This is a genomic window from Paraniabella ginsengisoli, assembly GCF_022513635.1.
GTDB classification, from domain to species: domain Bacteria; phylum Bacteroidota; class Bacteroidia; order Chitinophagales; family Chitinophagaceae; genus Niabella; species Niabella ginsengisoli.
The window spans coordinates 971,601-997,359 of sequence record NZ_JAKWBL010000004.1 but is presented as its reverse complement, the minus strand read 5'-3'; the positions used below and the strand labels follow the sequence as shown (position 1 = coordinate 997,359).

The 25,759-nt window shown below is 37.5% G+C and carries 32 protein-coding genes and 3 pseudogenes; 21 read left to right on the top strand and 14 right to left on the bottom strand.

The annotated features are described in order from the left end of the window. Positions 1-37 precede the first annotated feature (37 nt). The 4 genes and pseudogenes from tsf to rplM form a co-directional block, all read right to left on the bottom strand. Positions 38-806, bottom strand: a pseudogene (gene tsf, locus MKP09_RS22670) (translation elongation factor Ts). 428 nt (positions 807-1,234) lie between these two features. Continuing rightward, positions 1,235-2,049: pseudogene (gene rpsB / locus MKP09_RS22665) on the bottom strand (30S ribosomal protein S2). Between the two features lie 179 nt (positions 2,050-2,228). Then, entirely contained in the window at positions 2,229-2,618 is a 390-nt protein-coding gene (rpsI, locus tag MKP09_RS22660; protein ID WP_240832747.1) for a 30S ribosomal protein S9, read from the bottom strand. An 88-nt stretch (positions 2,619-2,706) separates the two neighbouring features. Next, on the bottom strand, positions 2,707-3,150 hold the full coding sequence (gene rplM, locus MKP09_RS22655; protein ID WP_240832745.1) for a 50S ribosomal protein L13: 444 nt from the start codon (positions 3,148-3,150) through the stop codon (positions 2,707-2,709). Between the two features lie 284 nt (positions 3,151-3,434). On the opposite strand from rplM, the gene MKP09_RS26935 reads away from it, so the two are divergent. Beyond that, entirely contained in the window at positions 3,435-3,644 is a 210-nt protein-coding gene (locus tag MKP09_RS26935) for a Uma2 family endonuclease (protein ID WP_262915581.1), read from the top strand. Positions 3,645-3,693: 49 nt separating this feature from the next. Further along, entirely contained in the window at positions 3,694-3,972 is a 279-nt protein-coding gene (locus MKP09_RS22650; protein ID WP_262915580.1) for a Uma2 family endonuclease, read from the top strand. A gap of 11 nt (positions 3,973-3,983) precedes the next feature. Here MKP09_RS22650 and MKP09_RS22645 read toward each other — a convergent pair whose 3' ends face one another. Continuing rightward, complete coding sequence (locus MKP09_RS22645; RefSeq protein ID WP_240832743.1) at positions 3,984-4,721, bottom strand: NUDIX hydrolase; 738 nt, start codon at positions 4,719-4,721, stop codon at positions 3,984-3,986. Between the two features lie 484 nt (positions 4,722-5,205). Between MKP09_RS22645 and MKP09_RS22640 the strand changes: the two genes are divergently transcribed. The 8 genes from MKP09_RS22640 (at position 5,206) to MKP09_RS22605 (ending at position 11,240) form a co-directional block, all read left to right on the top strand. Next, positions 5,206-5,901 carry a hypothetical protein gene (locus MKP09_RS22640; RefSeq protein WP_240832741.1) on the top strand — a complete coding sequence of 232 codons (696 nt, stop codon included), beginning with the start codon at positions 5,206-5,208 and terminating at the stop codon, positions 5,899-5,901. Between the two features lie 249 nt (positions 5,902-6,150). Then, entirely contained in the window at positions 6,151-6,495 is a 345-nt protein-coding gene (locus MKP09_RS22635) for a hypothetical protein (RefSeq protein WP_240832739.1), read from the top strand. Then, on the top strand, positions 6,495-6,821 hold the full coding sequence (locus MKP09_RS22630) for a hypothetical protein (RefSeq protein WP_240832737.1): 327 nt from the start codon (positions 6,495-6,497) through the stop codon (positions 6,819-6,821). The genes MKP09_RS22635 and MKP09_RS22630 overlap by 1 nt, the downstream gene beginning before the upstream one ends. Next, positions 6,722-8,476, top strand: a complete 1,755-nt coding sequence (locus MKP09_RS22625) for a hypothetical protein (protein WP_240832735.1) — start codon at positions 6,722-6,724, stop codon at positions 8,474-8,476. The genes MKP09_RS22630 and MKP09_RS22625 overlap by 100 nt, the downstream gene beginning before the upstream one ends. Beyond that, positions 8,437-9,006 (top strand): outer membrane beta-barrel family protein, encoded by a 570-nt coding sequence (locus tag MKP09_RS22620; RefSeq protein ID WP_262915679.1) that lies wholly within the window; start codon positions 8,437-8,439, stop codon positions 9,004-9,006. The genes MKP09_RS22625 and MKP09_RS22620 overlap by 40 nt, the downstream gene beginning before the upstream one ends. A 137-nt stretch (positions 9,007-9,143) precedes the next feature. Beyond that, on the top strand, positions 9,144-9,458 hold the full coding sequence (locus tag MKP09_RS22615; RefSeq protein WP_240832733.1) for a DNA ligase LigA-related protein: 315 nt from the start codon (positions 9,144-9,146) through the stop codon (positions 9,456-9,458). Next, on the top strand, positions 9,445-10,938 hold the full coding sequence (ligA, locus tag MKP09_RS22610; protein WP_240832731.1) for an NAD-dependent DNA ligase LigA: 1,494 nt from the start codon (positions 9,445-9,447) through the stop codon (positions 10,936-10,938). The genes MKP09_RS22615 and ligA overlap by 14 nt, the downstream gene beginning before the upstream one ends. Positions 10,939-10,940: 2 nt before the next feature. Next, positions 10,941-11,240 (top strand): BRCT domain-containing protein, encoded by a 300-nt coding sequence (locus tag MKP09_RS22605; protein WP_240832729.1) that lies wholly within the window; start codon positions 10,941-10,943, stop codon positions 11,238-11,240. 22 nt (positions 11,241-11,262) lie between these two features. On the opposite strand, the gene MKP09_RS22600 is transcribed toward MKP09_RS22605, so the two are convergent. Further along, positions 11,263-11,730, bottom strand: coding sequence for an Lrp/AsnC ligand binding domain-containing protein (locus tag MKP09_RS22600; protein WP_240832727.1), 468 nt, complete (start codon positions 11,728-11,730; stop codon positions 11,263-11,265). A gap of 1,016 nt (positions 11,731-12,746) precedes the next feature. Between MKP09_RS22600 and MKP09_RS22595 the strand changes: the two genes are divergently transcribed. Then, complete coding sequence (locus tag MKP09_RS22595) at positions 12,747-13,010, top strand: DUF3078 domain-containing protein (protein ID WP_317235476.1); 264 nt, start codon at positions 12,747-12,749, stop codon at positions 13,008-13,010. Between the two features lie 119 nt (positions 13,011-13,129). Continuing rightward, on the top strand, positions 13,130-13,432 hold the full coding sequence (locus MKP09_RS22590) for a hypothetical protein (protein ID WP_240832725.1): 303 nt from the start codon (positions 13,130-13,132) through the stop codon (positions 13,430-13,432). A gap of 140 nt (positions 13,433-13,572) precedes the next feature. Here MKP09_RS22590 and MKP09_RS22585 read toward each other — a convergent pair whose 3' ends face one another. After that, positions 13,573-14,073, bottom strand: coding sequence for a glycosyltransferase (locus tag MKP09_RS22585; protein WP_240832723.1), 501 nt, complete (start codon positions 14,071-14,073; stop codon positions 13,573-13,575). Positions 14,074-14,210: 137 nt separating this feature from the next. After that, on the bottom strand, positions 14,211-14,672 hold the full coding sequence (locus MKP09_RS22580) for a hypothetical protein (RefSeq protein WP_240832722.1): 462 nt from the start codon (positions 14,670-14,672) through the stop codon (positions 14,211-14,213). 104 nt (positions 14,673-14,776) lie between these two features. Here MKP09_RS22580 and MKP09_RS22575 point away from each other — a divergent pair, with 104 nt between their 5' ends. After that, positions 14,777-15,019 carry a hypothetical protein gene (locus MKP09_RS22575; protein ID WP_240832720.1) on the top strand — a complete coding sequence of 81 codons (243 nt, stop codon included), beginning with the start codon at positions 14,777-14,779 and terminating at the stop codon, positions 15,017-15,019. 35 nt (positions 15,020-15,054) lie between these two features. Here MKP09_RS22575 and MKP09_RS22570 read toward each other — a convergent pair whose 3' ends face one another. The 5 genes and pseudogenes from MKP09_RS22570 to MKP09_RS22545 all read right to left on the bottom strand — a co-directional run bounded on the left by MKP09_RS22570 (position 15,055) and on the right by MKP09_RS22545 (position 18,234). Continuing rightward, on the bottom strand, positions 15,055-16,071 hold the full coding sequence (locus tag MKP09_RS22570) for a ribonuclease E/G (RefSeq protein ID WP_240833362.1): 1,017 nt from the start codon (positions 16,069-16,071) through the stop codon (positions 15,055-15,057). Further along, on the bottom strand, positions 16,038-16,454 hold the full coding sequence (locus MKP09_RS22565; RefSeq protein ID WP_240832718.1) for a hypothetical protein: 417 nt from the start codon (positions 16,452-16,454) through the stop codon (positions 16,038-16,040). The genes MKP09_RS22570 and MKP09_RS22565 overlap by 34 nt, the downstream gene beginning before the upstream one ends. 8 nt (positions 16,455-16,462) lie before the next feature. Next, the gene (locus MKP09_RS22560; protein ID WP_240832716.1) at positions 16,463-16,600 is read right to left on the bottom strand and encodes a hypothetical protein; all 138 of its coding nucleotides are present in this window, start codon (positions 16,598-16,600) and stop codon (positions 16,463-16,465) included. A 340-nt stretch (positions 16,601-16,940) separates the two neighbouring features. Next, on the bottom strand, positions 16,941-17,810 hold the full coding sequence (locus MKP09_RS27640; RefSeq protein WP_240832714.1) for a tetratricopeptide repeat protein: 870 nt from the start codon (positions 17,808-17,810) through the stop codon (positions 16,941-16,943). 104 nt (positions 17,811-17,914) lie between these two features. Next, a pseudogene (locus MKP09_RS22545) lies at positions 17,915-18,234 on the bottom strand (HU family DNA-binding protein). A gap of 360 nt (positions 18,235-18,594) precedes the next feature. Here MKP09_RS22545 and MKP09_RS27635 point away from each other — a divergent pair. The 8 genes from MKP09_RS27635 (at position 18,595) to MKP09_RS22505 (ending at position 24,871) form a co-directional block, all read left to right on the top strand. Beyond that, complete coding sequence (locus MKP09_RS27635) at positions 18,595-19,446, top strand: A/G-specific adenine glycosylase (RefSeq protein ID WP_240832712.1); 852 nt, start codon at positions 18,595-18,597, stop codon at positions 19,444-19,446. A 161-nt stretch (positions 19,447-19,607) separates the two neighbouring features. Further along, entirely contained in the window at positions 19,608-19,904 is a 297-nt protein-coding gene (locus MKP09_RS22535; protein ID WP_240832710.1) for a single-stranded DNA-binding protein, read from the top strand. Between the two features lie 183 nt (positions 19,905-20,087). After that, entirely contained in the window at positions 20,088-21,008 is a 921-nt protein-coding gene (locus MKP09_RS22530; RefSeq protein WP_240832708.1) for a CNNM domain-containing protein, read from the top strand. A 1-nt stretch (position 21,009) separates the two neighbouring features. Next, positions 21,010-21,432, top strand: a complete 423-nt coding sequence (locus MKP09_RS22525; RefSeq protein ID WP_394801118.1) for a transporter associated domain-containing protein — start codon at positions 21,010-21,012, stop codon at positions 21,430-21,432. A gap of 35 nt (positions 21,433-21,467) precedes the next feature. Continuing rightward, positions 21,468-22,058 carry a DUF3109 family protein gene (locus MKP09_RS22520; RefSeq protein ID WP_240832704.1) on the top strand — a complete coding sequence of 197 codons (591 nt, stop codon included), beginning with the start codon at positions 21,468-21,470 and terminating at the stop codon, positions 22,056-22,058. A gap of 170 nt (positions 22,059-22,228) precedes the next feature. After that, on the top strand, positions 22,229-23,569 hold the full coding sequence (locus MKP09_RS22515; RefSeq protein WP_240832702.1) for a LutB/LldF family L-lactate oxidation iron-sulfur protein: 1,341 nt from the start codon (positions 22,229-22,231) through the stop codon (positions 23,567-23,569). A 13-nt stretch (positions 23,570-23,582) separates the two neighbouring features. After that, positions 23,583-24,158, top strand: coding sequence for a DUF7033 domain-containing protein (locus MKP09_RS22510; protein ID WP_240832700.1), 576 nt, complete (start codon positions 23,583-23,585; stop codon positions 24,156-24,158). Then, positions 24,155-24,871 (top strand): polysaccharide deacetylase family protein, encoded by a 717-nt coding sequence (locus tag MKP09_RS22505; RefSeq protein ID WP_240832698.1) that lies wholly within the window; start codon positions 24,155-24,157, stop codon positions 24,869-24,871. The genes MKP09_RS22510 and MKP09_RS22505 overlap by 4 nt, the downstream gene beginning before the upstream one ends. 34 nt (positions 24,872-24,905) lie before the next feature. Here MKP09_RS22505 and MKP09_RS22500 read toward each other — a convergent pair whose 3' ends face one another. Then, the gene (locus tag MKP09_RS22500) at positions 24,906-25,637 is read right to left on the bottom strand and encodes an alpha/beta hydrolase family protein (protein WP_240833361.1); all 732 of its coding nucleotides are present in this window, start codon (positions 25,635-25,637) and stop codon (positions 24,906-24,908) included. Positions 25,638-25,759: the final 122 nt, after the last annotated feature.

Genomic DNA, 25,759 nt, shown 5'->3' with positions numbered 1-25,759 from the left:
TGAAGCGCTTTTTTAAACTTATCATCGAAAGGTTTAATTAACCTAACGCTACTCTTTTAAACTCAGTAACCTTCACGCCATTTTCTTTTAAGAAATCTCCAACTGATTTAGCACCATCTTTTACAAAAGCCTGTGCTGTTAAAGTTTGCTCTTTAAAGAATGCACCTAACTTACCTTCAGCAATTTTAGATAACATTTCTTCAGGTTTGCCAGCCATTTTAGGATCTTCTTTCATGATGTCCATAATCACCCCTTTTTCGCGAGCTACTACATCAGCAGGAACGCTGTCCGCATCTACCGCTACAGGGCTTAATGCTGCAATTTGCATCGCTACGTCTTTACCAGCTTCGGCAGCTTCTTTGTCTAAACCAACCAAAACACCGATGCGATAAGCACCGTGAATATAAGACGCAACATAAGGAGCGCTGATTTTTTCAAACTTGGTGATACCGATTTTTTCACCGATAGCAGCCAACTTATCATTGATCAATTCAGAGATCTTAACACCATTAACCGAAGCCTCATTCAATTCTTCAGCAGAGTTTACGTTATTTTCGATTGCTGCATCAGCAATGCTTTTTAAATGCAACAAAGTCTTCGTTTTTAGATACGAAATCAGTTTCGCAACTAACACATACCACAATACCTGTTTTGTTATCAGCTGTTGTTTGCGCTATTACAACGCCTTCTTTTGCTTCACGGTCGCTACGTTTAGCAGCTACTTTCTGGCCTTGTTTGCGTAACCAATCGATGGCCGCTTCAAAGTCACCATTCGTTTCCGTAAGTGCTTTGCGGCAATCTAACATACCTGCACCAGTAGCCTGGCGCAGCTTATTAATATCCTGTGCTGTAATTGTTACTGTAGACATAATTAAAAATTTATGATTTATGATTTATGGTTTGAGATTCGTCTCAATACATATATCATAATGTTTTATGCTAAATATTATTTTGAAGTGATCTGAGAATATAAATCAGCTTCGTTGTGTCACTCACTTCATCGTCCCGATTATTGACCATCCTACATATTCGATTGTTTTTATCAGACCTCCGAGGTTTTTAAAACCTCGGAGGTCTTCACCGTTTCCGTTTATATAGGTTCAGTTATATTGTGCAGTACAAGTGTGCGACGCAAGGAAGATGCTATATGTTCATCAGCCGGGACAATAAAAAAAGTTCACAGTTCATGGTTCATAGTAATGAACGATCAACCATGAACTATCAACTATATTAATTATCTTCTTGGTGCTCCGCTTCTTGCTCCGCCACCACCGCCAGTGCTTCTTCTACGCTGACCACCTTGGCCTTGGCCCTGTCCTTGACCTGCGCCACGTCCGCGTCCGCCACGTCCTGCTTCAGCTTCAGCTTCAGCCTGAATTTTGGCAGCCTGCTTTTCGTTTTCGTCAGCAAAGTTATCCTCTACATCTTCGTCTTTAGCCGCTTGTCTTTCAGCAAGGCCTTCTTCAATTGCAGCGGTAATGTAGTTTACAATAATAGCGATAGACTTTGTTGCATCGTCGTTTGCAGGAATTGCAAAGTCAACTTTGTTAGGATCGCCATTTGTATCTACAACACCAAAGGTGCTGATGCCAAGGCGTTTTGATTCTGCTAATGCAATATGCTCGTGTCCAATATCAACAATGAATAAAGCAGCAGGTACGCGGCCCAGTTGAGCGATACCACCTAATACTTTTTCCATTTTGTCTTTATCGCGAGTTAAAGTAAGACGCTCTTTTTTAGTGATGCTGTCGAAAGAACCGTCAGTCAGCATTTTTTCAATGCTCTGCATTTTCTTTACGCTTTTACGAACGGTATTGAAGTTGGTAAGCATACCACCTAACCAACGCTCGGTAACGTAAGGCATACCTACTTTTTGAGCACTTTCGGTTACGATATCTTTTGCTTGTTTTTTAGTACCAACAAACAATATTTTTTTACCGCTGCGCGCTATTTGTTTCATAGCTGCTGCAGTTTCCTGCAGGCATTCAACAGTTTTGTTAAGATCAATAATGTGGATACCTTTTTTTCAGCAAAAATGTAAGGCAACATTTTAGGGTTCCATTTCTTCTTCAGGTGACCGAAATGTACGCCTGCTTCCAGAAGCTGCTGTTGTAATGATGTATTGTTATTTTCCATTATGAGGATTTGAAATTTGATATTTATAATTTGATATTAAGATCTGGCAAAAGATAATTTCAAATATCAAATGCCAAATCCCAAATTTCTTTTTAACGTTTAGAGAACTGGTAGCTTTTTCTAGCTTTTTTGTGACCAAATTTCTTACGCTCTACCGAACGTGGATCACGCTTCAATAAACCAGCAGCTTTTAAAGCTGGGCGAAATTCAGGATTAATATCTATCAAAGCACGGGCAATACCCAGCATGGCAGCTTCTGCCTGGCCTTTAACACCGCCGCCAACAGCGTTGATCTTTACATCATATTTGTCTGCAACTTCTACAGTTTTTAAAGGCCGATCTACCTGATTTTGAAGATAAACCAATGAAAAGTAGTTTTTATAATCTTTATCGTTTACAGTAATGGCACCGGTACCCTTTGTGATGAAAATTCGGGTAACTGCTTCTTTACGGCGGCCAACTGCTTTTGTTTGTTTTTCCATTTATTGAAGATTTTAGTACTTAGAAATTAGTATGAAGACAGGAAAAAAAATGTCTGAATACTTAATACTGCATACTTTATACTAAATTTTAAAATTTTAATTCCTTTGCTTGTTGTGCAGTGTGTGGGTGATTACTACCTACATATACAAAAAGTTTTTTGTACATTTTACGGCCTAAACGGTTTTTAGGTAACATACCTTTTACCGCTCTTTCAATAATCACTTCCGGGCGGCGCTTTTGTAAATCGGTTGCCAGTTCTTCTTTACGTCCACCGGGATATCCGCTAAATGTGTCGTAAACTTTCTGATCCATTTTGTTACCGCTCAATTTTACTTTTTCGCAATTGATAACGATGATGTAATCTCCTGTGTCCACGTGTGGCGTATAATACGCTTTGTTTTTTCCGCGTAAAATAGCGGCAATACGGGAACACATACGACCAACGGTTTGATTAGTACCGTCCACAACGTACCAGTTACGCTGCACGGTAGCCTCGTTCGCATGTTTCGTGGTGAAATGTAGTTTGCTCATTTTTATAAATTCAATTTATTATTAAAAAACCGGGCTATCCCCCGGCCCCGAATTCTGATGCTGTATCAGAAGGGGGTGCAAAAGTAAGCAGGTAATTTCAAGAAAAGTATAAAAATGGCGGATATTTTTTACTACACCTTTGTAATAAATTGATTTTCAGTAAAAATTTTGACCAGAAAATTAATACAAAGGCAGCAAAACTGTTTTTTAGATTGATAAATAATTGAAGTATTGGTCGATAATTCAGGAAAGCGGAGTATAAAAATGTATCTTTAACTACAATTATGAGCAGCGTTAATAAACTATTACCGCATTACACTTACGAAGACTGGGTTCTTTGGGAAGGCAAATGGGAGCTGATTGATGGCATTCCTTATGCTATGAGCCCTTCACCCATGCCCAGACATCAAAGAATTGCGGCAGAGTTGAGATATGAATTTACTTCAGCTTTAAAGGAAAAAAATGCACCACATGTATCGCTTATGATCCGATAGATTATAAAACAAGCGAAGACACTATTTTGATACCCGATATATTAGTGGTATGTGGAGAGATCAAAAAAAGTTTCTGGATTTTGCGCCCTCAATAGTTGTAGAAATTTTGTCACCATCTACTGCCTTAAAAGATCGCAATACAAAATACCAAATTTATGAGCAGGAAAAAGTAAAGTATTATGTCATTGTTGACATAGATACAGAAAGCATAGAAATCTATCAGCTTACAGATGAAAAATATGGTTTACTAAATTTCAATTCTAACTTCACTTTTGAATTACCGGATGATTGCAGCATTAATGTACAATTAGCTAATATTTTTCGATAATATTTAAATGCTCATTTACTAATTCCTTTTAGAAGATTGAGCGGTTTTGTTTTAAACTTATGAAGTTTCCCAGGTCGATGCGTAACACCTTCCTCTAATTCGTCTAATTCTGATAGCCAGTTTTTCAATGCAATTTTCTTTCTGAAATTTCTCCTGTCTAACGAGGTCCCCAAAATAGCCTCGTATAATTCCTGCAAAGCACGTAAGGAAAATTTTTCGGGTAAAAGATTGTGAACAACCGGATGATCCATAATTTGCTCCTGCAACATTTGTACGCAAGTATCAAGGATCTTTTTATGATCAAAAGCCAGTTTCTTGATGCTTTTAATGGAATGCCAATGAAGATCGTTGGTATTGATATTTAATTTATGGCTGTTAATATTTACAAGCGAATAATATGCAGTACTTACTACCCGTCCCGATGGGTGCCGGTCAACAGCTCCAAATGTATGGACCTGTTGCAAAAAAACATCGTCAAGGCCGGTACGCTCTCTCAATACACGATAAGAAGCTGCATCAAGATCTTCATCGGGTTTAACCAGATCTCCTAATAAAGAATATAAATCTGAAAATTCTTCAAAATCAGATTTGATTAGCAACACCTTTAACTCTTTTCCTTCGTAACCAAAAATCACGCAATCTACCGACACCGCAATATTAAAATATTCCGGATGACTGCTTTTTTCGGCTGCTGCACTTTTTAAATTCAAATGATTCGTCATAGTCATTACACTGTGTTCGATATACACAAACGTAATGTAATTTTTTTAAAGCTACAACTCCAAAAAGGGCTTTAAATTAAGCCTTATTCCCAGTCGTGATTTTACAACAGTTTTTCTTATTTCCTAAATATAAGTTAAAGAAATACGAAACTTTCGTAGAAGTAAAAAGATAGTTTATTTTGTTTCCAAAATAGCTTATGAGATTATTGAACTGGTTCAGTTGTCTTTTACTACTGTCCCCTCTATTGATAAAGGCTCAGGATAATGCACTCTATCTCAATCCAGACAATGCCCCCGGTGCTAAAGCATCCGTTCTTTTTGCGGATGCAGAACTTATACCGTTAGAAACAACAAAAGCCAGTTATTTTAATAATATCCAGGATTTCGTTGTTACACCTTATCATTTTATTTTCTGGACAATGCATCAAATGCATTATTCATTTTTGATAAGCAGGGCAACTTTTTGCACAAGTACAAAAAGAAAAAGTACCGGATTAATAGTATACAATATGTGTCTTCCAAAAATGCGCTATTTGTAGTAGGTAGAAATAAAAACTACACTATTCCGCCAGCTAAGGCGCAGCAATTAATTCAGCAATCTTCAAAGCAAGATTTTTCAAAATATGTCAGTCTCGAATTAATTCATTTAGAAAAGAACTATTCGGTTGAACAACTTCCCGTGCCACGTTATGCTCTTAATGAAATTTATTATTTTAATGATAAATATATTACAGTTAACAACCGGTACAATAAATACATAACAGATACAATCGCTTACTATTTGAACGTAGTTGAGGATGATAAGATCGTCCGTTCCTATTTTCCTTTTATAAACCTTCCCAAACTCTGGCCATTTTATGAATCAGTTGATATTGCTATAGACAATACACAAAGCGACACAACTTTATATATCACCAGGCAATTTGACAATACAGTTTATGCTTTGAATCCCGACTCTTTGTACACCCGCTATCCATTTGTATTTCCAGCCGACAAAACAATGCCTGCCAGTTTTCAATCTACTTTATTTAAAAACAATATCGATTTTAACACTGCGAAAAATAAAAACAACAAAGTCATTTCCTCCTTTTATAATGTGCTTAAACATCAACATATACTTTTTTCTCCACCAATTCGCTTTCTTATGAAAGGAAAAATTTTCTTTTCAACACTATCAATAAAAAACTTTATGATCTTGGTAAGATAACATCGGACAGTACAATTCATTTTCTGCCTTCAAAGATTTTTACGACTGTAAGTGAACAGGATGCAGATTACGTTTATACAAGAATATCAAGTGCAGATTTATTGAAAGAAAAAGACAAATTGCTTTCCAAAAGTGAATCGATTCCAGAAAAAATAAAAGAGCTGTTAAGCAAGCTGGACAAATTTGACAACGCTATCATCATCAAACTAAAATTACAACCTTCAACTGCCGACCAATGAGAATACTTTTTTGCTAAGTCTTATTATGACGCTTTCCATTGCCGTATTCGCTCAAAAAAGTAATGGCAACGTTAAAGGCGTTATTTATGACTCGATAAATGACTACGCACTTCAGTCGGCTTCTATTTCTGTATTTAAGGAAAAAGACTCAAGTGTTGTGGAGTTCCAGCTAAGTAATACATCCGGAGAATTCGATATCAAAAACCTGCCGATCAGCGTGCCTCTTTATATGATAATAACACATACAGGATACAGATCACTTGTGAAAAACCTGATGTTAGATAGCTCCCAAATGGTGAAGGATTATAAAAAATATCGCTTTTTCAAAAAGCCGAAAATGAACTGGATGAAGTAGTGGTAAAAGCGGTGCAACCTATTCGTATGAATGGAGACACACTTGAAATAAATCCTGATGCATTTAAACTGGACTCCAACGCAGTTGTCGAAGATATGTTGCTTCGCGTGCCGGGTTTAACAGTGTGGGGTGATGGTACTATTACAATGAATGGCAGAAAATTAGAAAAAGTTTATGTAGATGGAAAACCTTTTTTGGTGGAGCGGCTCAAACAGCTACACAGAATTTGCCAAAGAATGCTATTGAAAAAATACAGGTTTACCAGGAAAAGGATTATTCTAAAGTGCAGCAAACAGATGAAAAGACGGATTCGCTTTATGCCATGAACATTAAACTTAAAGAAGATAAAAAGAAGGGAATGTTTGGCAAAGTAGGCGCAGGCTATGGCACGGAAGACCGTTATACAGGTGATGGGGTGTTGCAAGTGTACAATAAAAGAACACAAGCCGGTATTGCTGCCGGCATAAATAATATCAATAAAGAGGAAGGCACAGGCGAAAATGCATTTTTAGAAAATACATTCAAATCCAATTTCAGAATATTTTATGGCGGACGGGGCGGACCGGAAGGTGGCATTACCAGAAGAACTTACGTTAATGGAAAAATACAGCACAGTTTTTCTGAGTCTGACAACTCGCAGTTTTATAACCGCATGTCCAGCGATTTTGGCTATCTTAATACTGCTACTAACCTCTTATCAACCACAACCAATATTCAAAATATAGAAGGTTACAAACTTTCCAATCTGGGTCAGAGCAGAAGTTTAAATAATAATACTTCTAACAACCTGAAGTTTATGTATGAGAACCGAAAACAGTATGGCAACTTCGTCAATATGACGGCAGATTATAGCAATCGCTTTAGCACTAATAATAATTTTTCGGAAACAAGTGTTTTTAAAAATGACTCAACCGCAATAAGTAAATCAACCAATACCAGTCAATCAACAACCAGCAGCGACAACCTTAATATATTCGGCTTTATCCGCTCCAATGACGCCGGGCAGCTAAAGGACCCACGCAAAAATTATATGTTATTTTTTAACGGTGGAATTAATAATTCCAATACGAAAAGTAAAACGGTTAGCGATTTTCAATCCTATATCGACACTATACCATCCGATCTTATAGACAGGCGCTATAACACAACCAATAAGAATTATAATGCAAGCATCAACCTGAATTATGACGGATTCAAACCTCTCTTGTTTGGCATTTACAATTTTTTCAATATTGATGTATCTCTCACTAACGAGGTCAGCCTCAACAGAAGTGAAACAAATGCCATGGTTACCGACTTTGATACTGTTACTCGCCAATATCGGCAAAACGAATTACTCACCAACCAAAATATGGTGACTAATTTGCAATACAGGCCAGGATTAAGACTGGGAAAATCGATTAGTAAGTCGGTTTGGGAAAAATATAATTACTGGCTATATGTTGGGGCAGAAATAAAATACCAGTTTTTAAACCAGAAAAACGAATCCAGTTTTTTATTCAGAAACCTGGACAGAAACTTCACTGCCTTTACTCCGTCTCTCAATATGAATTTCAACTATAATAAAAACAACGCTTACAGAATACAGTCTTACCTATGGAGTAATGTGTACCAACGCGCTCCCTCTATCGACGAGCTTTATCCATTGGTAGATAGTACCAACAGATATAACATTATAGCCGGTAATCCTAATTTAAAAGCAGGTATTGTAAAATATGGAAACTGGAACTTTGAAATTAGCCGGGCCAAAATGAATACAAAAAGTAACTATAGTGCAGGCTTAGGCATTAATGTTAACAATACATCGAACGCAGTTAGCGATAATACGGTGTACGACAGCTCTGGACGCAGTATTCGCTACCTGGTTAATGTAGATAACCAGAATACCTTCAGCGGAAATGCAAATGCCCGCTTCTCTACCAATCTGGATAAAAAAATACACTGTCGTTTTCTTACCGGCTATCCTTATCGTCTAATGTAAGGCCAGGATTTATCAACTACATTAGTTCAACTTCAAAAAACAATACAGTTTCCAATAACCTATCCATAACATATAATCTTTTAGACAAATTCAATATTACACTTGGCGAAACAATAGCCAACAACCGAAGCGAGCAAAAAAGCAGAAATACTATTACTTCTCTGATACGCAATTATGCTACAAACGCCAATGCAAATTATTTTCTTACAAAAAGCCTCACACTCAACACGTCGTTAAATTACCAGGATAATATTGCAGCAAATGGCAATTCCGTAAAAGCAAGTATCTGGAACGCCAATGCGGTTTACAGGTTTATGCAGCAAAAAGCAGAAGTGAAGCTATCAGCATTCGACCTTTTGCGTCAAAATAAAAACATAACAAACTTTGTTAGGGAAAACTCGGCCACTACCACCATTAGCAATGGCCTTCAACAATATTTCATGATAACTTTCTCCTATTATCCAAGGAAGTTTGGAGGTAATAATGGCCCGTCCCGCGGAGCTTCGGGAGGTATAATGATCGTAAAATAAAGGAAAGTTTGCCGATTGTTATAATTTGTAAAAGGCCGCCTGGAGCGACTTTTTAATGTTTGCACTTTATCATTTATGAATAAATTTTTATGATGACGTTTGTGTATTTTTGATAGCAATTTTATCTGTTTAAAAATATGTATAGCAAAGAAAGTACAATAGCATTGCAGAATGATACCCAGACTTTTTTAAAGGAAAACTCCGACACACTTTCATCTAAGGAAGACACCGACGCATTAGGGCAGGCTTTGCGCTTTCATGAATACAGATATTATGTTTTAAGCGACCCATTTATAGCTGATGGGGAGTACGATCAGTTATTCAAGCTTCTGGAGCGCACCGAAAAAGCCCACCCAGATTGGATTACAAAAGATTCGCCCACCCAGCGCGTAGCTAAAGCTTACCGGCAATTTCGTTACCGTCTCGCATCTGGTGCCCATGCTATCTCTTGATAATTCATATAACGAAGTTGATTTAAAAGACTTTGACAGGAAGGCAAGACAACTTTCCAAACTCGAAAGCATCACTTACTGTGTTGAACCTAAGTTTGACGGCGGTAGTATATCCCTAATTTATGAAAATGATTTTTTAACACGTGGCGCAACACGTGGTAATGGTGTGGCAGGAGATGATGTAACAACCAATGTAAGGCAAATTCGTTCTTTACCACTTTCTGCCCGCTTTAGTGATTACGGACTACAGCAGGTGGAAATCAGGGGTGAAGTATTGATGAACAAAAACAGTTTTAAAAAGTACAACGATGCTTTAATTGAAAAAGGATTAGCGCCCTTGGCCAACCCTCGCAATGCAGCCGCAGGCACACTTCGCATTAAAGATCCGCAGGAAGTAAGAAGAAGAAATCTTGAAGCTTTTGTTTATCACATAAGCGATTACACGTTGCTTCCGGGTAAAGAAATTCCCGAAGCATTAAAAACTCATGCCGGGTCTCTAAAACTATTATGGGAACTGGGTTTTAAAAGCCCGGTAAATGAAATGCGGGTTTTTGATGGTATTGACTTGGTGATAAAATACTGCCTGGAATTTGAAGAGGAAAGAGATAATTTACCTTACGAGATAGACGGAATGGTAGTAAAAGTTAATGACTTCGATTTGCAGGATCAATTAGGTATGACATCTCATCATCCACGATGGGCGATGGCGTTTAAATTTAAAGCCAGACAAGGAACCAGCAAATTATTGAATGTGGAGTATCAGGTAGGGCGAACCGGATCTATCACTCCTGTTGCCAAAATTGAACCGGTTTTTATCGGTGGCGTTACGGTAAGTTCCATCTCTCTTTTTAACGAAGATGTGATACGGGAAAAAGACTTAATGGTTGGCGATACAGTATTGGTGGAACGTGCGGGCGATGTAATCCCATATATTGTAAAACCTTTAGCAGAACTGCGTTCAGGTGATGAAAAGAAAATTAAATTTCCTCATCATTGCCCTGTTTGCGAAAGCAAATTATTTAAAGAAGAAGGTGAAGCGGCCTGGCGTTGTGTAAACATCGAATGTCCCGCACAAGTTGCCGAAAGGATGATTCATTATGTTAGTAAAGATGCGTTGGATATTAAGGGATTTGGAGAAGCCAATATTAAAAAGTTTTTTGAACTGGGGCTTTTAAAAGACATTCCCGGAATTTACAAACTCGACTTTGATGCTATTGGCAAGCTTGAAGGTTTTGGTGCAAAATCAATTGAAAAACTTAAAGATGCTATTGAGCAAAGTAAAAATCAGCCTTTGCATCGGTTAATATTTGCTTTGGGAATACGCTTTGTAGGCGAAACAACCGCCAAGGTTTTGGCACAAAAAGTGAATCATTTACTCGATCTGAAACAGTTAACACAAGAAGAATTGCAAACGCTTGAAGACATCGGCCCCAAAGTAGCTGGCAGCATTGTTCATTTTTTAGCAATGCTGATAATATGAATATGCTGAAAGAACTTGAAAGCTTGGGTGTTGAAATGAATAATAGTAAGAAACAAATGCATGGTGGCGGCGAGCTTGCAGGTGTTACTTTCTTATTTACAGGCAGTTTGCCCACTTTAAAAAGAAGTGATGCCGAAGCCATGGCAGAAGCGAAGGGTGGTAAGATATTAAGTGGCGTTAGCGCCAAATTAAATTACCTGATAGTAGGAGAAGATGCGGGTAGTAAACTTGATAAAGCAAAAAAACTCAACACAGTAAAAATCATTACTGAAGCTGAATTCCTGAAGATGCTGGATGCGTAAACGCGAAAGAAAAATTAAAGTATCACTCTAAAATTCTCACACTTCTGGAAAAACTTTCTTCAAGTGATATTAGAGTTTCAGTACGTTCAATACCTTTTATTTTCTGTAGTTTTTCGTGCAGCACTACTCTCAACTCTGAAATGTCCTTGCAAACAATTTCAGCAAACATGCTGTAGTTACCTGTAGTATAATTTAATCGTACAATTTCTTTGATTTTATGCAATTCTTTTGCAACAGAATCATACAAAGAACTTTCCTTTAAGTAAATACCAATAAAAGCAATCACATCATACCCCAGCAGTTTGAGATCGGGGTTGAGACGTGTGCCCTTCACCACACCATCTTTCTGTAGCTTTTTGATGCGCACATGAATAGTACCGCCAGAAACAAAAAGCTTCTTGCCTAAGTCAGCATATGATATCTCAGCATCATCCATCATATGCTCGATAATTTGTAAGTCTAAGCGGTCAAGATTTAATTTAGAATTCATATATAAGCAGCTTAAATTTGATATAATCTAACAATAATTGCAATTTATTGAAAAAATACTATATTTTGAAAAAATTTATTAAAATATTTGGAACGAATAGGCATGAATATTTATTTTTGTCTTAACAAAGTTCCGTACTGCGGAATCAAAGTTCTTAAAAATTGTGGGGTGATGAAATTTTTGGCAGACATGCCCTCTTGTCTCGGGGGTGAGGATCACGGAATAAACACAGCATAGAGCCGACCGTCAGGCCGACCAGGATTGACCACTAACTTTGTGTTGCGGCTAACCGCCTCGTGGAGGTTCGACCCCTCCCCTACAGCATTTACTAAAACCTTTTCGTTTCCGCGGAAAGGTTTTTTTGTTGCCGTAAGATGGTACGCTACGCTTTGTGTTGCGGATAACCGTCCGCCGCGGCGGATTCGACCCCTCCCCTACAGCATTTATTAAAACCTTTTCGTTTCCGCGGAAAGGTTTTTTTGTTGCCCGAAAGTTCCTGATTATGCTCTTTTCCCCTTGTGTTACCCTTCCACTTTACTTTTTCCTCTGGTTATTATCCCCTGTCACCCCAGCCTATTTCATTTGTGATATAGAACTGAATATGAAACCCACATGTAGCCAAATATAATTTTTATTTTATAAAATATTCTTCTTTACATACCTATTTTTGCGCAAAACTCTAACATTATGAAATGAGCCATAGCATTCTGCATATCTGGCAGCAATGATTATGTGGCGAATTCCATCTGACCTAAAATCATAAAAAACAAAACAGATGAAAAGAATATTCTCTGCACTCCTCATTTTAGTGAGTCTACATGCAACTTCTCAAGATGAGACCGTAAAAAGTTTAAAAAAGATGCTGAAAGAACCATTAAAAAAGATCCTAACGATACCACAGACAAAGTTTGGAAAAAAGGAGGCTTTGTAGGATTAAATGTTGCGCAAGGATCTTTAAGCAACTGGGCTGCAGGTGGCGATAAGTTTTCGCTCGCGGTTAATGGCAACATTAGCGTATATGCGTTTTACAAAAAAATAAACATAGCTGGGATAATACACTTGATATAAACCTCGGATATATAAATACTACATCCTTAGGAAGCAGAAAGAATGATGACCGCATTGATCTGGTTTCTAAATACGGATACGCAATCGGTAAAAAATGGAATGTTGGAGCGTTGTTTAACTTCCGCTCTCAAATGTTTAAAGGTTATACCTACGACGACGATGGCAACCGCACACTTAGCTCCAATTTTCTTTCCCCGCTTATGTTTTATTAAGTCCCGGTTTTGAGTGGAAACCTAATAAAGAGTTTTCAGCGTTTCTGTCACCCGCTACTATTCGGTGGACCATTGTTACTAATGATTCCTTATCGGCTGCAGGATCTTATGGTGTAGATATGGGTAAACATGTAAAAACAGAGTTTGGCGCTTTTGCCTCGCTTAATTATTTAAAAGAGATCAATAAAATGTTCTCTTATAAAAGCAAGTTAGATCTTTATTCTAATTATTTGGAGCGCCCTAAGAACATCGACTTGTATTGGACGAACCTTATTAATATGAAACTCACAAAATACCTTACTGTTACCTACAGCCTGGATATGATATACGATGATGATGCTCGATTATTTGGTCCCAACAATACTTCACCAGCTACGCAAATTAAATCTATGTTAGGACTGGGTTTTTTGGTTAAATTTTAATACAGTACAATATTGAATTTATTTACCGGCAATGAACAAATGGCATCGGTATTGCCACGCTCGCTTGTACAGCAAAATATATATCAGCCTACATATTCTTCTGCAATTTATTGGTCAGACCGAGACGGTCAGGCCAGGTGCTAATTCAGTTTGCACAAAACTTGCAAAAAATCATCAATTGCAGTTGATAATAAGTGTTCGTCAGTTTTTATAAACCCATCGTAGTTAAATTGTAAAGCCTTGCTCAAGAGATCGCGTACACGAAATTCCTTTTGCTCGCCACTAACGGCAAAACCTTTTTCCATAAGATATTTGCCGAGATACTCCTGTTCAGTTTGTCCCGGTGTTGGTATCAAAATAGATTTTAGCATCATTGCATTAATATCCATAACCGAGCTGTAGCCGCTTCTGCAAAAAATAAATCTAGCGCGCTGCATCAGGTTCTCTAATTTCTCTTTTGACAAATGATTATTAATAATCGCGTTTTTAATAACAGGTGTTTCTGAATTTAGCGGTAGTCCACGCACTATCACGGCTGAGTATTCTTCTTTTTCAACCTGGGCAAAAATCATTTGTTCGAAAATGGTCCGCTGTGGCTCAGGGCCAGAAAGTACGAAAAGCAAGAATTCATCCTTTGTCACGCTTGGATAACTCTTCACCCTGGACAAAGGTCCAATATAATAGGTACTGATTTTAGGTTTGACGGAAGGATGAGATAACGTACCAGCAAGGTTAGGTGTTCCTTCAAAATCGGGAACCCAACATGTCGTAAATCGATTTATTTTTTATAGTTCAGGTTCCGTAAAATGATGTCGGCTAATCGTCCCATGCCCGTTTTTATTTGTAACTGATGTGTTATGAAAATACACGGAAGATCAGATTGATACAATCCAAACCGATTATCACTAATGATGCCGTTAATACCATGAATAGCTATTATTTCCCTTAACCATTTGTGCTCCGCTCTGATGGCTGAAAGAATATTGGGAAATTGACGCATCATTTTCGAGATAAACCCTCTACCTCTGTTACTATATTTTATATTATAACCCTTGAGCGGCAAAAAGAGACATTCCGGAAAAAACTCAGACAAAATTTTCTTTTGGGTATCATTTCCTGCCAGTATAACAGTAACGCCCCTTTTTAATAATTCAGTAATTATAGGGATGCACCTGGTGGTGTGACCGAGGCCCCAGTCTAGCGGAGCCACCAAAACCTTCATTTTCCTGGTAGGCGACATGTAGTGCTAATCAAAAAATTAATATAAAAATGAACTTTTAAGAACAATTAATTGTAAAATAAAGTAAATTTACTACTACACAAATTACGATTAGCCCATAAACAATGAGTAAGTATCGCAGAGATATCATTTTGGTTATAAAAGATGACGCTATTCATCCGGATGCTATAGACATCCGGGTTGAATGCCTCAATGATATAATTGCCTATGTTGATAATATTGATGGTTTCTGTAAAGCTCATGAATTAGTAACCAGGTATCGAATCACTTCAAATAAAAACAAAATATTGGATGCTGTTCGTTATGAGCAGCTCAAACCATTCAGATTTTTGATCAATAAAAATTAAATAAAAAAACCTTGCTAATACAAGGTTTTTTTATTTTAAAATTTTATCTCGTCATCATTTGCATCAAAGAAATGATACTCTGTAAGTTGGTAGGAAGTATCCTTTTCGAGTCTTGTTTTCTGGCCAAATTTCTTATTCCATTTAGCTAGCTTACTGCTAAACCATAATCCTTTCGTAAGATAGGCTTGCATAATAGGATGTACAACTAACTTCAGGTTTTTGTGTTTGTGTGTAATCAGGTAGCTCAAGTTCTTTTCTATCTCATCTTCGAGCACCAGTGTGGAAGATATTTTACCGCTTCCATTACAACTCGGACATACTTCCTGGGTATTAATGTTTACTTCAGGGCGCATGCGTTGGCGTGTGATTTGCATTAAACCAAATTTCGATATGGGTAATACAGAATGCTTTGCCCGGTCAGCCGTCATCACCTCTTCCATTTTGTCGAAAAGCTTCTTTTTGTTGTCAGCAAGCTTCATGTCAATAAAGTCAACAACAATGATTCCGCCAATATCTCTGAGCCTTAATTGTCTCGCAATTTCCGCAGCGGCTTCAAGGTTTGTTTCCAGTGCATTTTGCTCCTGATTATTACCTACGCTTTTATATCCGCTGTTTACATCAATAACATGCAAAGCCTCTGTATGCTCAATAATGAGATAAGCGCCACTGTTAAGTGTCACGGTTTTTCCAAACGAGCCTTTAACCTGTTTAGTGATGCCTAAAGTGTCAAATACATTTCCTTGCGCCTGGTTTACAATTTCAGCTTTTTCGGGCGCAATTCGTTGAATATAATTTTTGGTTTCGGTAAAAATATTCTTATCGTTTGTTACAATACGATTATAGTCTGCACTTAACAAATCGCGCAAAATACTGTTGGTTTTATTTTGCTCGCTGAAAATTTTTGAAGGAGCTACAGCGCCTCTTAAATTTTGTTGTACTGTCTTCCAAATATTTACCAGGTTGTCGAGGTCTTCGTAAAGTTCGGCTGTATTTTTTCCTTCAGCCGCCGTTCTTACAATTACTCCGAAGTTTTTGGGTTTAACCGCATCAATAATTTTCTGTAGCCTCTTCCTTTCTTCAGAAGAATGGATTTTTTTGAAACAGCTACAATATTATTGAATGGGGTTATTACTACAAACCTGCCGGGTAAAGACAGCTCGCAACTTAAACGTGGGCCTTTCGCAGCAATGGGTTCCTTTAAAATCTGGACCAACACATGTGGCTTTCCGCTTAAAACTTCACTTATTTTTCCCGTTTTGACGATTTCAGGTTCAACTTCAAATTTGGAAAAATCAACAGGATTCGCATCCGTGGCTGACATCGCTAAATTGGTAAATTTCAATAACGATTTAGCATAGGGGCTTAAATCGGTATAATGCAGGAATGCATCTTTTTCAAAACCTACATCAATAAAAGCTGCATTCAAACCAGGCATAAGCCTTTTTACTTTACCCAGGTATAAATCACCCACAGCAAAGCGGCCATCGCTTTTTCGCTATGCAACTCTACCAGCTTTTTGTCTTCTAACAAAGCAATTTCCACACCGGTAGGAGCGGCATTAATTACAATTTCTTTATTCATTACATACTGAACATAGGCTATGCCTTAAAAGTAAACCTCACCAACTTTATGCGTTATAAATGCAGGCAAAAAGGTATATGGCATTAAAGGCTGGAAAAATGCATATAACGATAAAGTATTTAGAAAACGAATAAATTACATAAAACCCCGCAAAAGAATCTACGGGGTTTTATGTAGAATATTTTTCTATAAAAAGAAATGCTTATTTCTTTTTATGACGGTTTTTTCTCAGTCTTTTTTTTTGCGTTTGTGAGTTGCAATTTTATGACGTTTTCTTTTTTTACCGCAAGGCATAGTTGATAATTTAAATCTTGTTAATATAATAGTTAATTCTGCTTTTTTAAAGCATTAATTCTTTTTCAAGCTCAGTCTTCATTTCCGCATGAGCGTTTACAAGCGGTAATGCTTTCTGATAATATTTTATTGCATCCTGTTTTTTGTCCTGCTTCTCGTAAATGTCTGCAAGAAGCAACATAGCCTGCAAATTTTTTGGATCAAGACGCGTAATTGTTTCAAGTCGCTCCCTGGCCTTTTCTGTTTGTCCGCTCATTAGCGAACCCATTGCTAAAGTCATTTGTGCATAAAGGTTAGTACTGTCTTTCGCAACAACCTCCCTTATTTTGCTAATGCCCTCCATTGGCGCGTTAGAAATACCACCAAACATGTAAGTAGCTCCTAAACCAACTTTCGCTGAATCGTTATCTGAATTCAACTTTAAAGACCTTTCAAACAAATCCTTCGCCTGTAGCCCCATCCACCTTACCAACTCTTCGTTTTCTACATTCTGAAGATTGTTCAAAAACAAATGGCCTGCAAAATTGAGGTTTTTTTCTGAATTTTCCAACCTTGCTCCTTCAGCCACATACCAGGCGTATGGAATAAAGGCCTTTCCCTGCTCCTTCCAAAATTGAGAAAGTTGATGATATGCATGTAATTTCTGTTCGCTGCCGTTTGATTTTTCAACAGAAGATTCGATTTGCCCTAATGTAGAAATATTTTGCGGAGCAAGTTTTCCTTTTTCAATTGAAAGCACGCTGTCTATTGAAAAAGAAGATGTTAGCGTGGTAGAATTTGAGTGAGAAGTATTCTGTTCGTGCTGATGACCATCATGAGAAGCTTGAGTAACATCAGGTTTTGTTTTACCAAAAGCCCACAAAATGCACAGAACTCCGAGAGATATAAAAATAGTTAAATATTGAGGTTTCTTCACAATCAAAAAAATTTTGAACTGCAAAGGTAACCCCAATATTATATAAATTGTTTAAAAACAAATGTAGAAAAACTCAAAAGCTGGTTAGCATAAGGGGAAAATGTTTAATCTTCCGCCTCACCCGGTCCATTATCTGGTTTGGGTTCTTTTAATTTTTTCACTTCAATACTAAACTCCTTCGCGGGTTTAAAAGCCGGAATATAATGTTCCGGAATATGAACCGCAACATTTTTCTTAATATTGCGACCAATCTTTGCAGCTCTTTTTTTGTTATGAAGCTGCCAAAACCTCGAATGTAGATGTTTTCTCCAGAAGCCAGTGTATCCTTAACTTCTTTGAACATTGTTTCAAGAGTAACCAGTACATCAACTTTGGGAATGCCGGTTTTGTCTGAAATCTTATTTACCAAGTCTGCCTTTCGCATAGATTTAATGTTATTTTAACTAATAGAGTGAACTGTAAAACAGCTTATTATGCATCTTTCAATCAAGATATACACAATTATTAATCCAAATTTTAATTGGCCGGCGAAATAACAAAAAACTTTTGAGCAATTTAACACATAAATATTTGGCTTTCAATAATTTTTCGAAATTGTTATTAAAATGGCATAATTCCGATAACGACCGGAAAATGCCCTGAAAGAGGAAAAAGATCCTTATAAGATCTGGTTAAGCGAAATTATTTTACAACAAACAAGAGTGGAACAGGGAATGGATTATTACAACAAATTTGTAACGCATTTTCCTACTGTACAGCAACTGGCCACCGCTGATGAAAAAAAGTGTTCAAGTTATGGGAGGGTCTGGGATATTATTCAAGATGCCGCAATCTGATCACGACTGCTAAATATATTCATGGCCATTTGCAAAATGCTTTTCCCAGTAACTACGAAGATATACTTCAACTGAAGGGTGTTGGTCCATACACAGCTGCTGCTATAGCCTCTTTTGCTTTTAATCTCCCACACGCCGTAATCGACGGCAATGTGTTTCGCATCCTTTCCAGAGTTTTTGGTGTGGCCGACGCTATTGACAGTACACAAGGGAAAAATAAGTTCAAAGAGCTGGCAGCACAGCTTCTGGATAAGAATAAGCCGGGAACATATAACCAGGCAATTATGGATTTTGGTGCTACGGTTTGTAAACCAGTTGCTCCTCTTTGCGAAGATTGTATTTTTAAAAGCCATTGCGTTGCATTTACAGAAAATAAGGTGCTTCTCTTGCCAGTAAAAGAAAAAAAGGTAAAGCAACGAACCAGGTTTTTCTACTTTTTTGTGATAAAATTCAATAATAAAATAGCCGTTCGAGAAAGAACGGAAAAAGATATATGGCGGCATTTACATGAGTTTCCTTTAGTTGAAATGGCTGCCACTGATTTACAGAAAAACGCCATAGCTTCAGCTTTTAAATTAGGTTGGATCCATAAAAATGAGGTAACTAATATTGTTAAGAAAACATATACTCAAAAACTAACGCATCAGCACATTACTGCCTTTTTTATTGAAAGTGAGATTAAATGTAAATCTTCAACTTTAACCGCTTTTGAATGGATAAAACCTGAAGATTTGAAACAAATATCTTTCCCTCGTATTCTAAATGATTATTTATCCGATGATTATATATTTCAGAGTTAAAAACTTCAGTCGCAACAAGAACACAAACAGAGTTTTAGCTTTTATTTGAAAAAACTTAAGGGTGATCTATTTGCATTAATTTTCTTTAAGTGATCAAAAAAATTAATTTTAGATTACCAATAGCTTAATACTTACTTACATAAGAAAAATATATATTTAATATGAGAGGAGTTAACCGCGTTATGTTGATCGGCAACCTGGGAAAAGACCCCGAAGTGCAACAACTTGAAGGAAACATAGCAGTTGCTAAATTTCCTTTGGCAACTACAGAAACTTTTAAAGACAGATCAGGCAAACTGGTTTCTCAAACCGAATGGCATACCGTTGTGTTATGGCGCGGCCTTGCCGATCTTGCTCAAAAATTTCTTCATAAATCTAGCCTGGTATATATAGAAGGCAGGTTACGTACGCGAAGTTGGGAAGATAGGGATGGCATAAAAAATATATCACAGAAGTAGTTGGCGAAAACCTTATTATGCTTGATAAAAAAGTAGAAGGCTTAACGCATGAGCATGACGATCAAACCCCGGGCGTACGCCCCTCGACTGGAGACGGAGAACCTGATGCAGTTAATTTTTAAACCAACACGAAATGCTGTTTGATCTTGAATGTAGCATAAAAAACCACTAATCATTTTTGTTTTGTACACTTCAGTAATTACGACTTTATTATTTAAGCCCCTTCTGCAAATAGAGGTGCAGGCGAATGCCCAAAGCAGCACGGTGCTGGTGGTTCTCTTATTATTGCTGGTATTCCTTTCTTTCTCGATCTCAGGTTCGCAGGCCGCAATATTTTCTCTTAATGAAAAAGACATCGATGTTTTAAAAACCAAGCAACAGCCTGCCGCCAGAAGAATTATCGACCTATTGGATGAACCAAAAGAGGTATACGCCTCCATGATCATTTCGAAAACAATTTTGAACATCTGTCTGATCATTCTGACAAATTATCTCATCAATCAATATACACCACCCGAATATTTACATAGCACGCTTTCGATAGCTTTAAAATGGTTGCTGATAGCCTTCCTCATCGTATTTCCATTAGAAATATTTCCGCGTGTTTGGGCCAGGCAAAATAGTTTGCGGTTCGCTTATGAATGGCCAGTATTATTGTTTACTGTCGAAATGATTCATTTTGTATTCAGAAGAATAAGTAACAGCATTGTAGCTGTGGCCGATAGTCTTGGCAAAACATTAGGAACAGATAATGCTGAGGCTAATAGTTTACAGGAATTTGATGAAGCAATTGATGTACAAACAGATGATGAAGTATCTCCTGAAGAGAAGAACATCATGAAAAGCATTGTTAAGTTTGGAAAAATATCTGTAAAGAAAGTGATGCGTAGCCGCCTTTATGTGAACGGCATAGAATATAATACATCCTTTTCTGAACTCATTGGAAAAATAAAAGATCTGCAATACTCGCGGCTTCCAGTTTATAAAGGAGATTTGGATGAGATTGAAGGCATACTGAATACTAAAGATCTTATTCCACATTTATACGAAGAAGATTTTGATTGGCATTCAGTAATACGCCCCCTATTTTGTTCCCGATTCTAAATTGATTGAAGACCTGCTGCTTGAGTTTCAAAAAAAACGCATGCATTTTGCAATCGTTGTTGACGAGTTTGGCGGCACGAGCGGTATTATTACTATGGAAGATATTCAGGAAGAAGTAATTGGAGATATTAAAGATGAGTTTGATGAAGATGAAATCAATAATAAAAAAGTAGACGATAATACTTATATTTTTGAAGGAAGCACCATGCTGCGCGACGTATGTAAAGCTATGCAACTTTCAGTAAACACTTTTGACGAAGTACGCGGCGAAAACGAATCTCTTGGTGGGCTGATCAATGAAATTTCCGGAGAACTTCCAAACGAAGGAAGTGTAGTAAGCAGTGGCGACTTTGAGTTTACCGTTCTTGAAGTAGAACGAAACAGGGTAAAAAAGGCCCAAATAGTAATTAAGACAAAGCAATAAGAAAAACCTTCGCGCCGCTGCATTACTTTTGCAAAATGATCATAATCGAAAACAAGATAATTAGTGATGATATAGCCGAAGCCCAATTTGTATGTGATCTTACCAAATGCAAAGGCGGGTGTTGTGAAGAAGGAGATGCTGGCGCACCGTTGACTGAAGAAGAGCTAGACGAAGTGAACAGGTACTATGAAATTATTAAACCTTACATGACCAAAGATGCCATTGAAGAAGTAGAAAAAAATGGCAAATATCATTATGACGAAGAATTTGGATGGGTAACACCAACCCTGGCCAGCGATAATGAGATTTGTGTTTATGCTTATCGTGAAAATAACGGTCTTATTAAATGTGCTTTTGAACAAGCCTATAACGATGGAAAAATAAAATGGAAGAAACCTATTAGTTGTCACCTTTATCCTATTATCGCCTACCAGGGCAAACATGGCGATTACGAACGCCTTAATTACGAACCCCGCAAAAAATTATGCGGTCCCGCATGTAAATTGGGAGAAAAATTAAAAGTTCCTGTTTATCAATTTTTGAAAGAACCTTTGGTCAGAAAATATGGAGAAGAGTTTTACGAAGTGTTGGAACAAGCTGTAGCAGCACATCAACACCAACCGTAATTTTAATTTTAAGTTTATCTGTCATTATCTATGTCAAATACAGCAACAGCATTTAATAAAAAAGTAAACAAAAAGCCGCGGACAGAGATCATCGCCAGGTAATTAACTTTAATATTGGCAGATACAACGCCACGGTTCCACTTGGGAAAAAACAATTTACAGATGTTTCTTTGGCACGGGAACGTGCTAAAAATCTGAAGTGGAAAGCCATTGAAACTTTAGATCAGCATCTTGAAAATTTTGAATCCTTAATAACTGCGCGAGGCGCGAAGGTAATTTGGTGCGAAGATGCTAAGCAAGCAACAGACGCCGTGATAGCTATTTGCAAGGAAAAAAATTGCACCACGCTTGTAAAAAGTAAAAGCATGGTTACTGAAGAAATTCATCTCAATAAACACCTCGAAGAACAGGGCATTGAAAGTATTGAAACAGATTTAGGAGAATACATTCAACAACTTGACGGAGAAACGCCTTATCATATTGTGACGCCGGCAATGCATAAAAGCAAAGATGATATTGCCCGGCTTTTTGCTGATAAGTTGGGAACTGATCCATCGCTTAGCGCAGAACAACTGACTTTGATTGCAAGAGATAAGTTACGCCAGAAATATGTCGAAGCAGAAGTAGGAGTTACGGGTGCTAATTTTATTATTTCCGATATAGGTGGCATTGCCATTACCGAAAACGAAGGCAATGCAAGGCTCAGTTGCTCTATGCCGAAAACACATATTGTGATTGCCGGAATAGAAAAAGTGATCCCTTCAATGACAGACCTGGCGCTGTTTTGGCCGCTTCTGGCAACGTTTGGTACTGGCCAGCGTATTACTTCTTACAGCACAATTGTTACAGGCCCGCGCCAACCAGGAGAAATTGATGGACCTGAAGAAATGTATGTGATCTTACTTGATAACGGGCGCACCAATATGCTTGCTAACGAAAAAGCGCGCGAAGCTTTATACTGCATCCGCTGCGGCGCCTGCTTAAATGCATGCCCTGTTTATAAAAATATCGGAGGCCATACATACAACACAACTTACAGCGGCCCGATCGGTTCTGTAATTACACCGCATTTAAAACCCATGAAGGAATGGAAGCATTTAAGCCATGCCTCTTCGCTTTGTGGTAATTGCACAGAGGTTTGTGCCGTAAAAATCAACCTGCATGAGTTGCTTTTAGAAAACCGCCACGAAGCGCAGGAAAAAGGCCATGCACCTTTCGCCGAAAAGATAGCCTGGAAAATGTGGAAGACCGCTATGTTAAAACGCAATTGGATGAATGCAAGCAATGGAGCCATGAAAACAAAAGTCATTAATGCTGTTGCAGGCTCATGGACCAACGGCGCAGCAGGCTTGAGTTTCCTAAAAAAACGTTTAACGAACTTTGGGCAGAGAGAAGAAAATAATACTGACAAAAATATTGAGTTTGTTAAATCATCTGTAAATACGTGGCATCCATATTGCGTCGCTCCGTTCAACTGTAGTTCACAACTCATCCTACATAAACGACGATAATAGTCCAATAATCTTGCTCATCTTTTCAACACATACAACTCCAAGGCTGCAATACATTGTAGATTTTATATCCAAACAAATAAGCAATGAAGAATGGTTCATAACAAATGATGAGGTTCAATTTGCAAGTGTTAAAGAAGCTAAAATCAATTATAGCAATAAGGCTTTTGATGATTGTCTTTTACAAATACAACCACATAATTTATTGTTTGAAGAAGATATAAAACCTCAATCGATAATTTGTATTGAAAAAGAAGGCGTAACGATATTTTTCCGAAATGAAAGTGAGACTGGCTTTGACATTTTTGCAGCAAGCTTCTACTTAATCAGTCGTTATGAAGAATACCTTCCTCATAAAAAAGATAAACATGGCAGGTACAGCCATGAAAACGCTTTAGCCTTTCAACAAAATTTTTTACAACAGCCGCTCGTCAATATTTGGTTGCAAAACTTCAGGCAAATCATACTCAAATATTATCCATCGCTTTCTGTATCTAAAAAAAAATTAGCTTTTTACCAACTTATGATATTGACATCGCCTGGAGCTATCGCTATAAAGGCATTTGGAGAAATACCGGAGGTTTTTTGAGAGATATTATAAAATTCGATTTTAAAGCCTGTAAAGAAAGAATAAGAGTTTTATTGGGTCAGCAACACGACCCATATCACAACTTTGGTTGGCTACATCAGCTTCATTTGCAATATAACCTGAAACCGAAATATTTCTTTTTGGTAGCTGAAAAAAAATCTAAAAAGGATAAAAATATTTCGCCGCGAAATATTGAAATGCAAAAGTTGATAACTACTATTTCTAAGCAATACTCAATTGGCCTGCATCCTTCCTGGCAAAGCGGCGACAACTTTTCAATGCTTAAAAAAGAAAAAAGTATGCTGTCATCAATAACCAAAACACAAATCACAGCATCTCGCCAACATTATTTGCGATTTACTTTACCTACTACATACCAACGATTAACAGAGGTAGGCATTGAAGAAGATTATTCAATGGGATACGCTGCTGTAAATGGTTTCAGGGCATCTGTTGCTGCTCCTTTTTATTGGTTTGATCTTTCAAAAAATAAATCAACAAACATGCGCATTTACCCTTTCTGTTTTATGGATGCCACATCTGTTCATTATAAAAAACATAACCATAATCAGGCATTTGCTGAAATGCTGCAATTGTATAAAACAGTGCAAAATGTTGGAGGGCTTTATTGCACTTTATGGCACAATGATACATTCTCAAACACTGACTGGGCAAGTATTTATGAAGAGCTAATAAGCATTGCTACAAAATAAAAAAGGTACCATGCTGTTTTTTTATTTTGAAAACTCATCTTGCTCCTGGCGGACAATGCAGTCTGAGATAATTAGTGTACAAAGTTTGTAAATGTTGAGAAGTGCCTTCCCCTTCTGATATGCTATGCGAGCGGTTGGGATAACTCATCAATTGAAATTGCTTGTTGTATTTTATCAATTCATTGATCAACATGTCAGCGTTGTTATAGTGAACATTATCATCACCAGTGCCGTGTATATACAAAAGATTGCCATTTAAATTTTTTGCGTGCGTAACTGGCGAACCATTAATATAAGGTGCTTCATCCTGTTGCGGAATGCCCGAATAACGTTCCTGGTAAATATTATCATAAGTACGCTGGTTGCCAACAGCGGCAACTGCAATACCCGTTTTATAAATTTCGGGAAACTGGAACATCAGGTTCAACGTAGTAGAGCCACCGCCACTCCATCCCCATACTGCAACACGCTCTGCATCTATATAAGAACGCTTTAAAAGTTCTTTAGCAGCCATCGCCTGATCGTGAATATTTAGAATACCAATGTTTTTATACAATGCCTTGCGCCAGGCTCTGCCTTTAGGCACAGGCGTTCCTCGGCTGTCAATTGATACATAGACATAGCCATCCTTTGCCATGTCACCGGTATATAAAAAGTTTCGGCCAGCACCATAAGTATCTTTTACCGTTTGGCCCCAGGGCTCTGTGTATACATAAAAAACAACAGGATATTTTTTTGTGCTGTCAAAATTATAAGGCTTAGCCATCCATGCATCCATCTCTACACCATCCTCTGTTGTTATTTTTATAAACTCCACATTTGATTTTGGTTTATCTGATGCGGCAATGGCTTCATCAATTTTATTAGTATTGCTTATTGATTTATGAT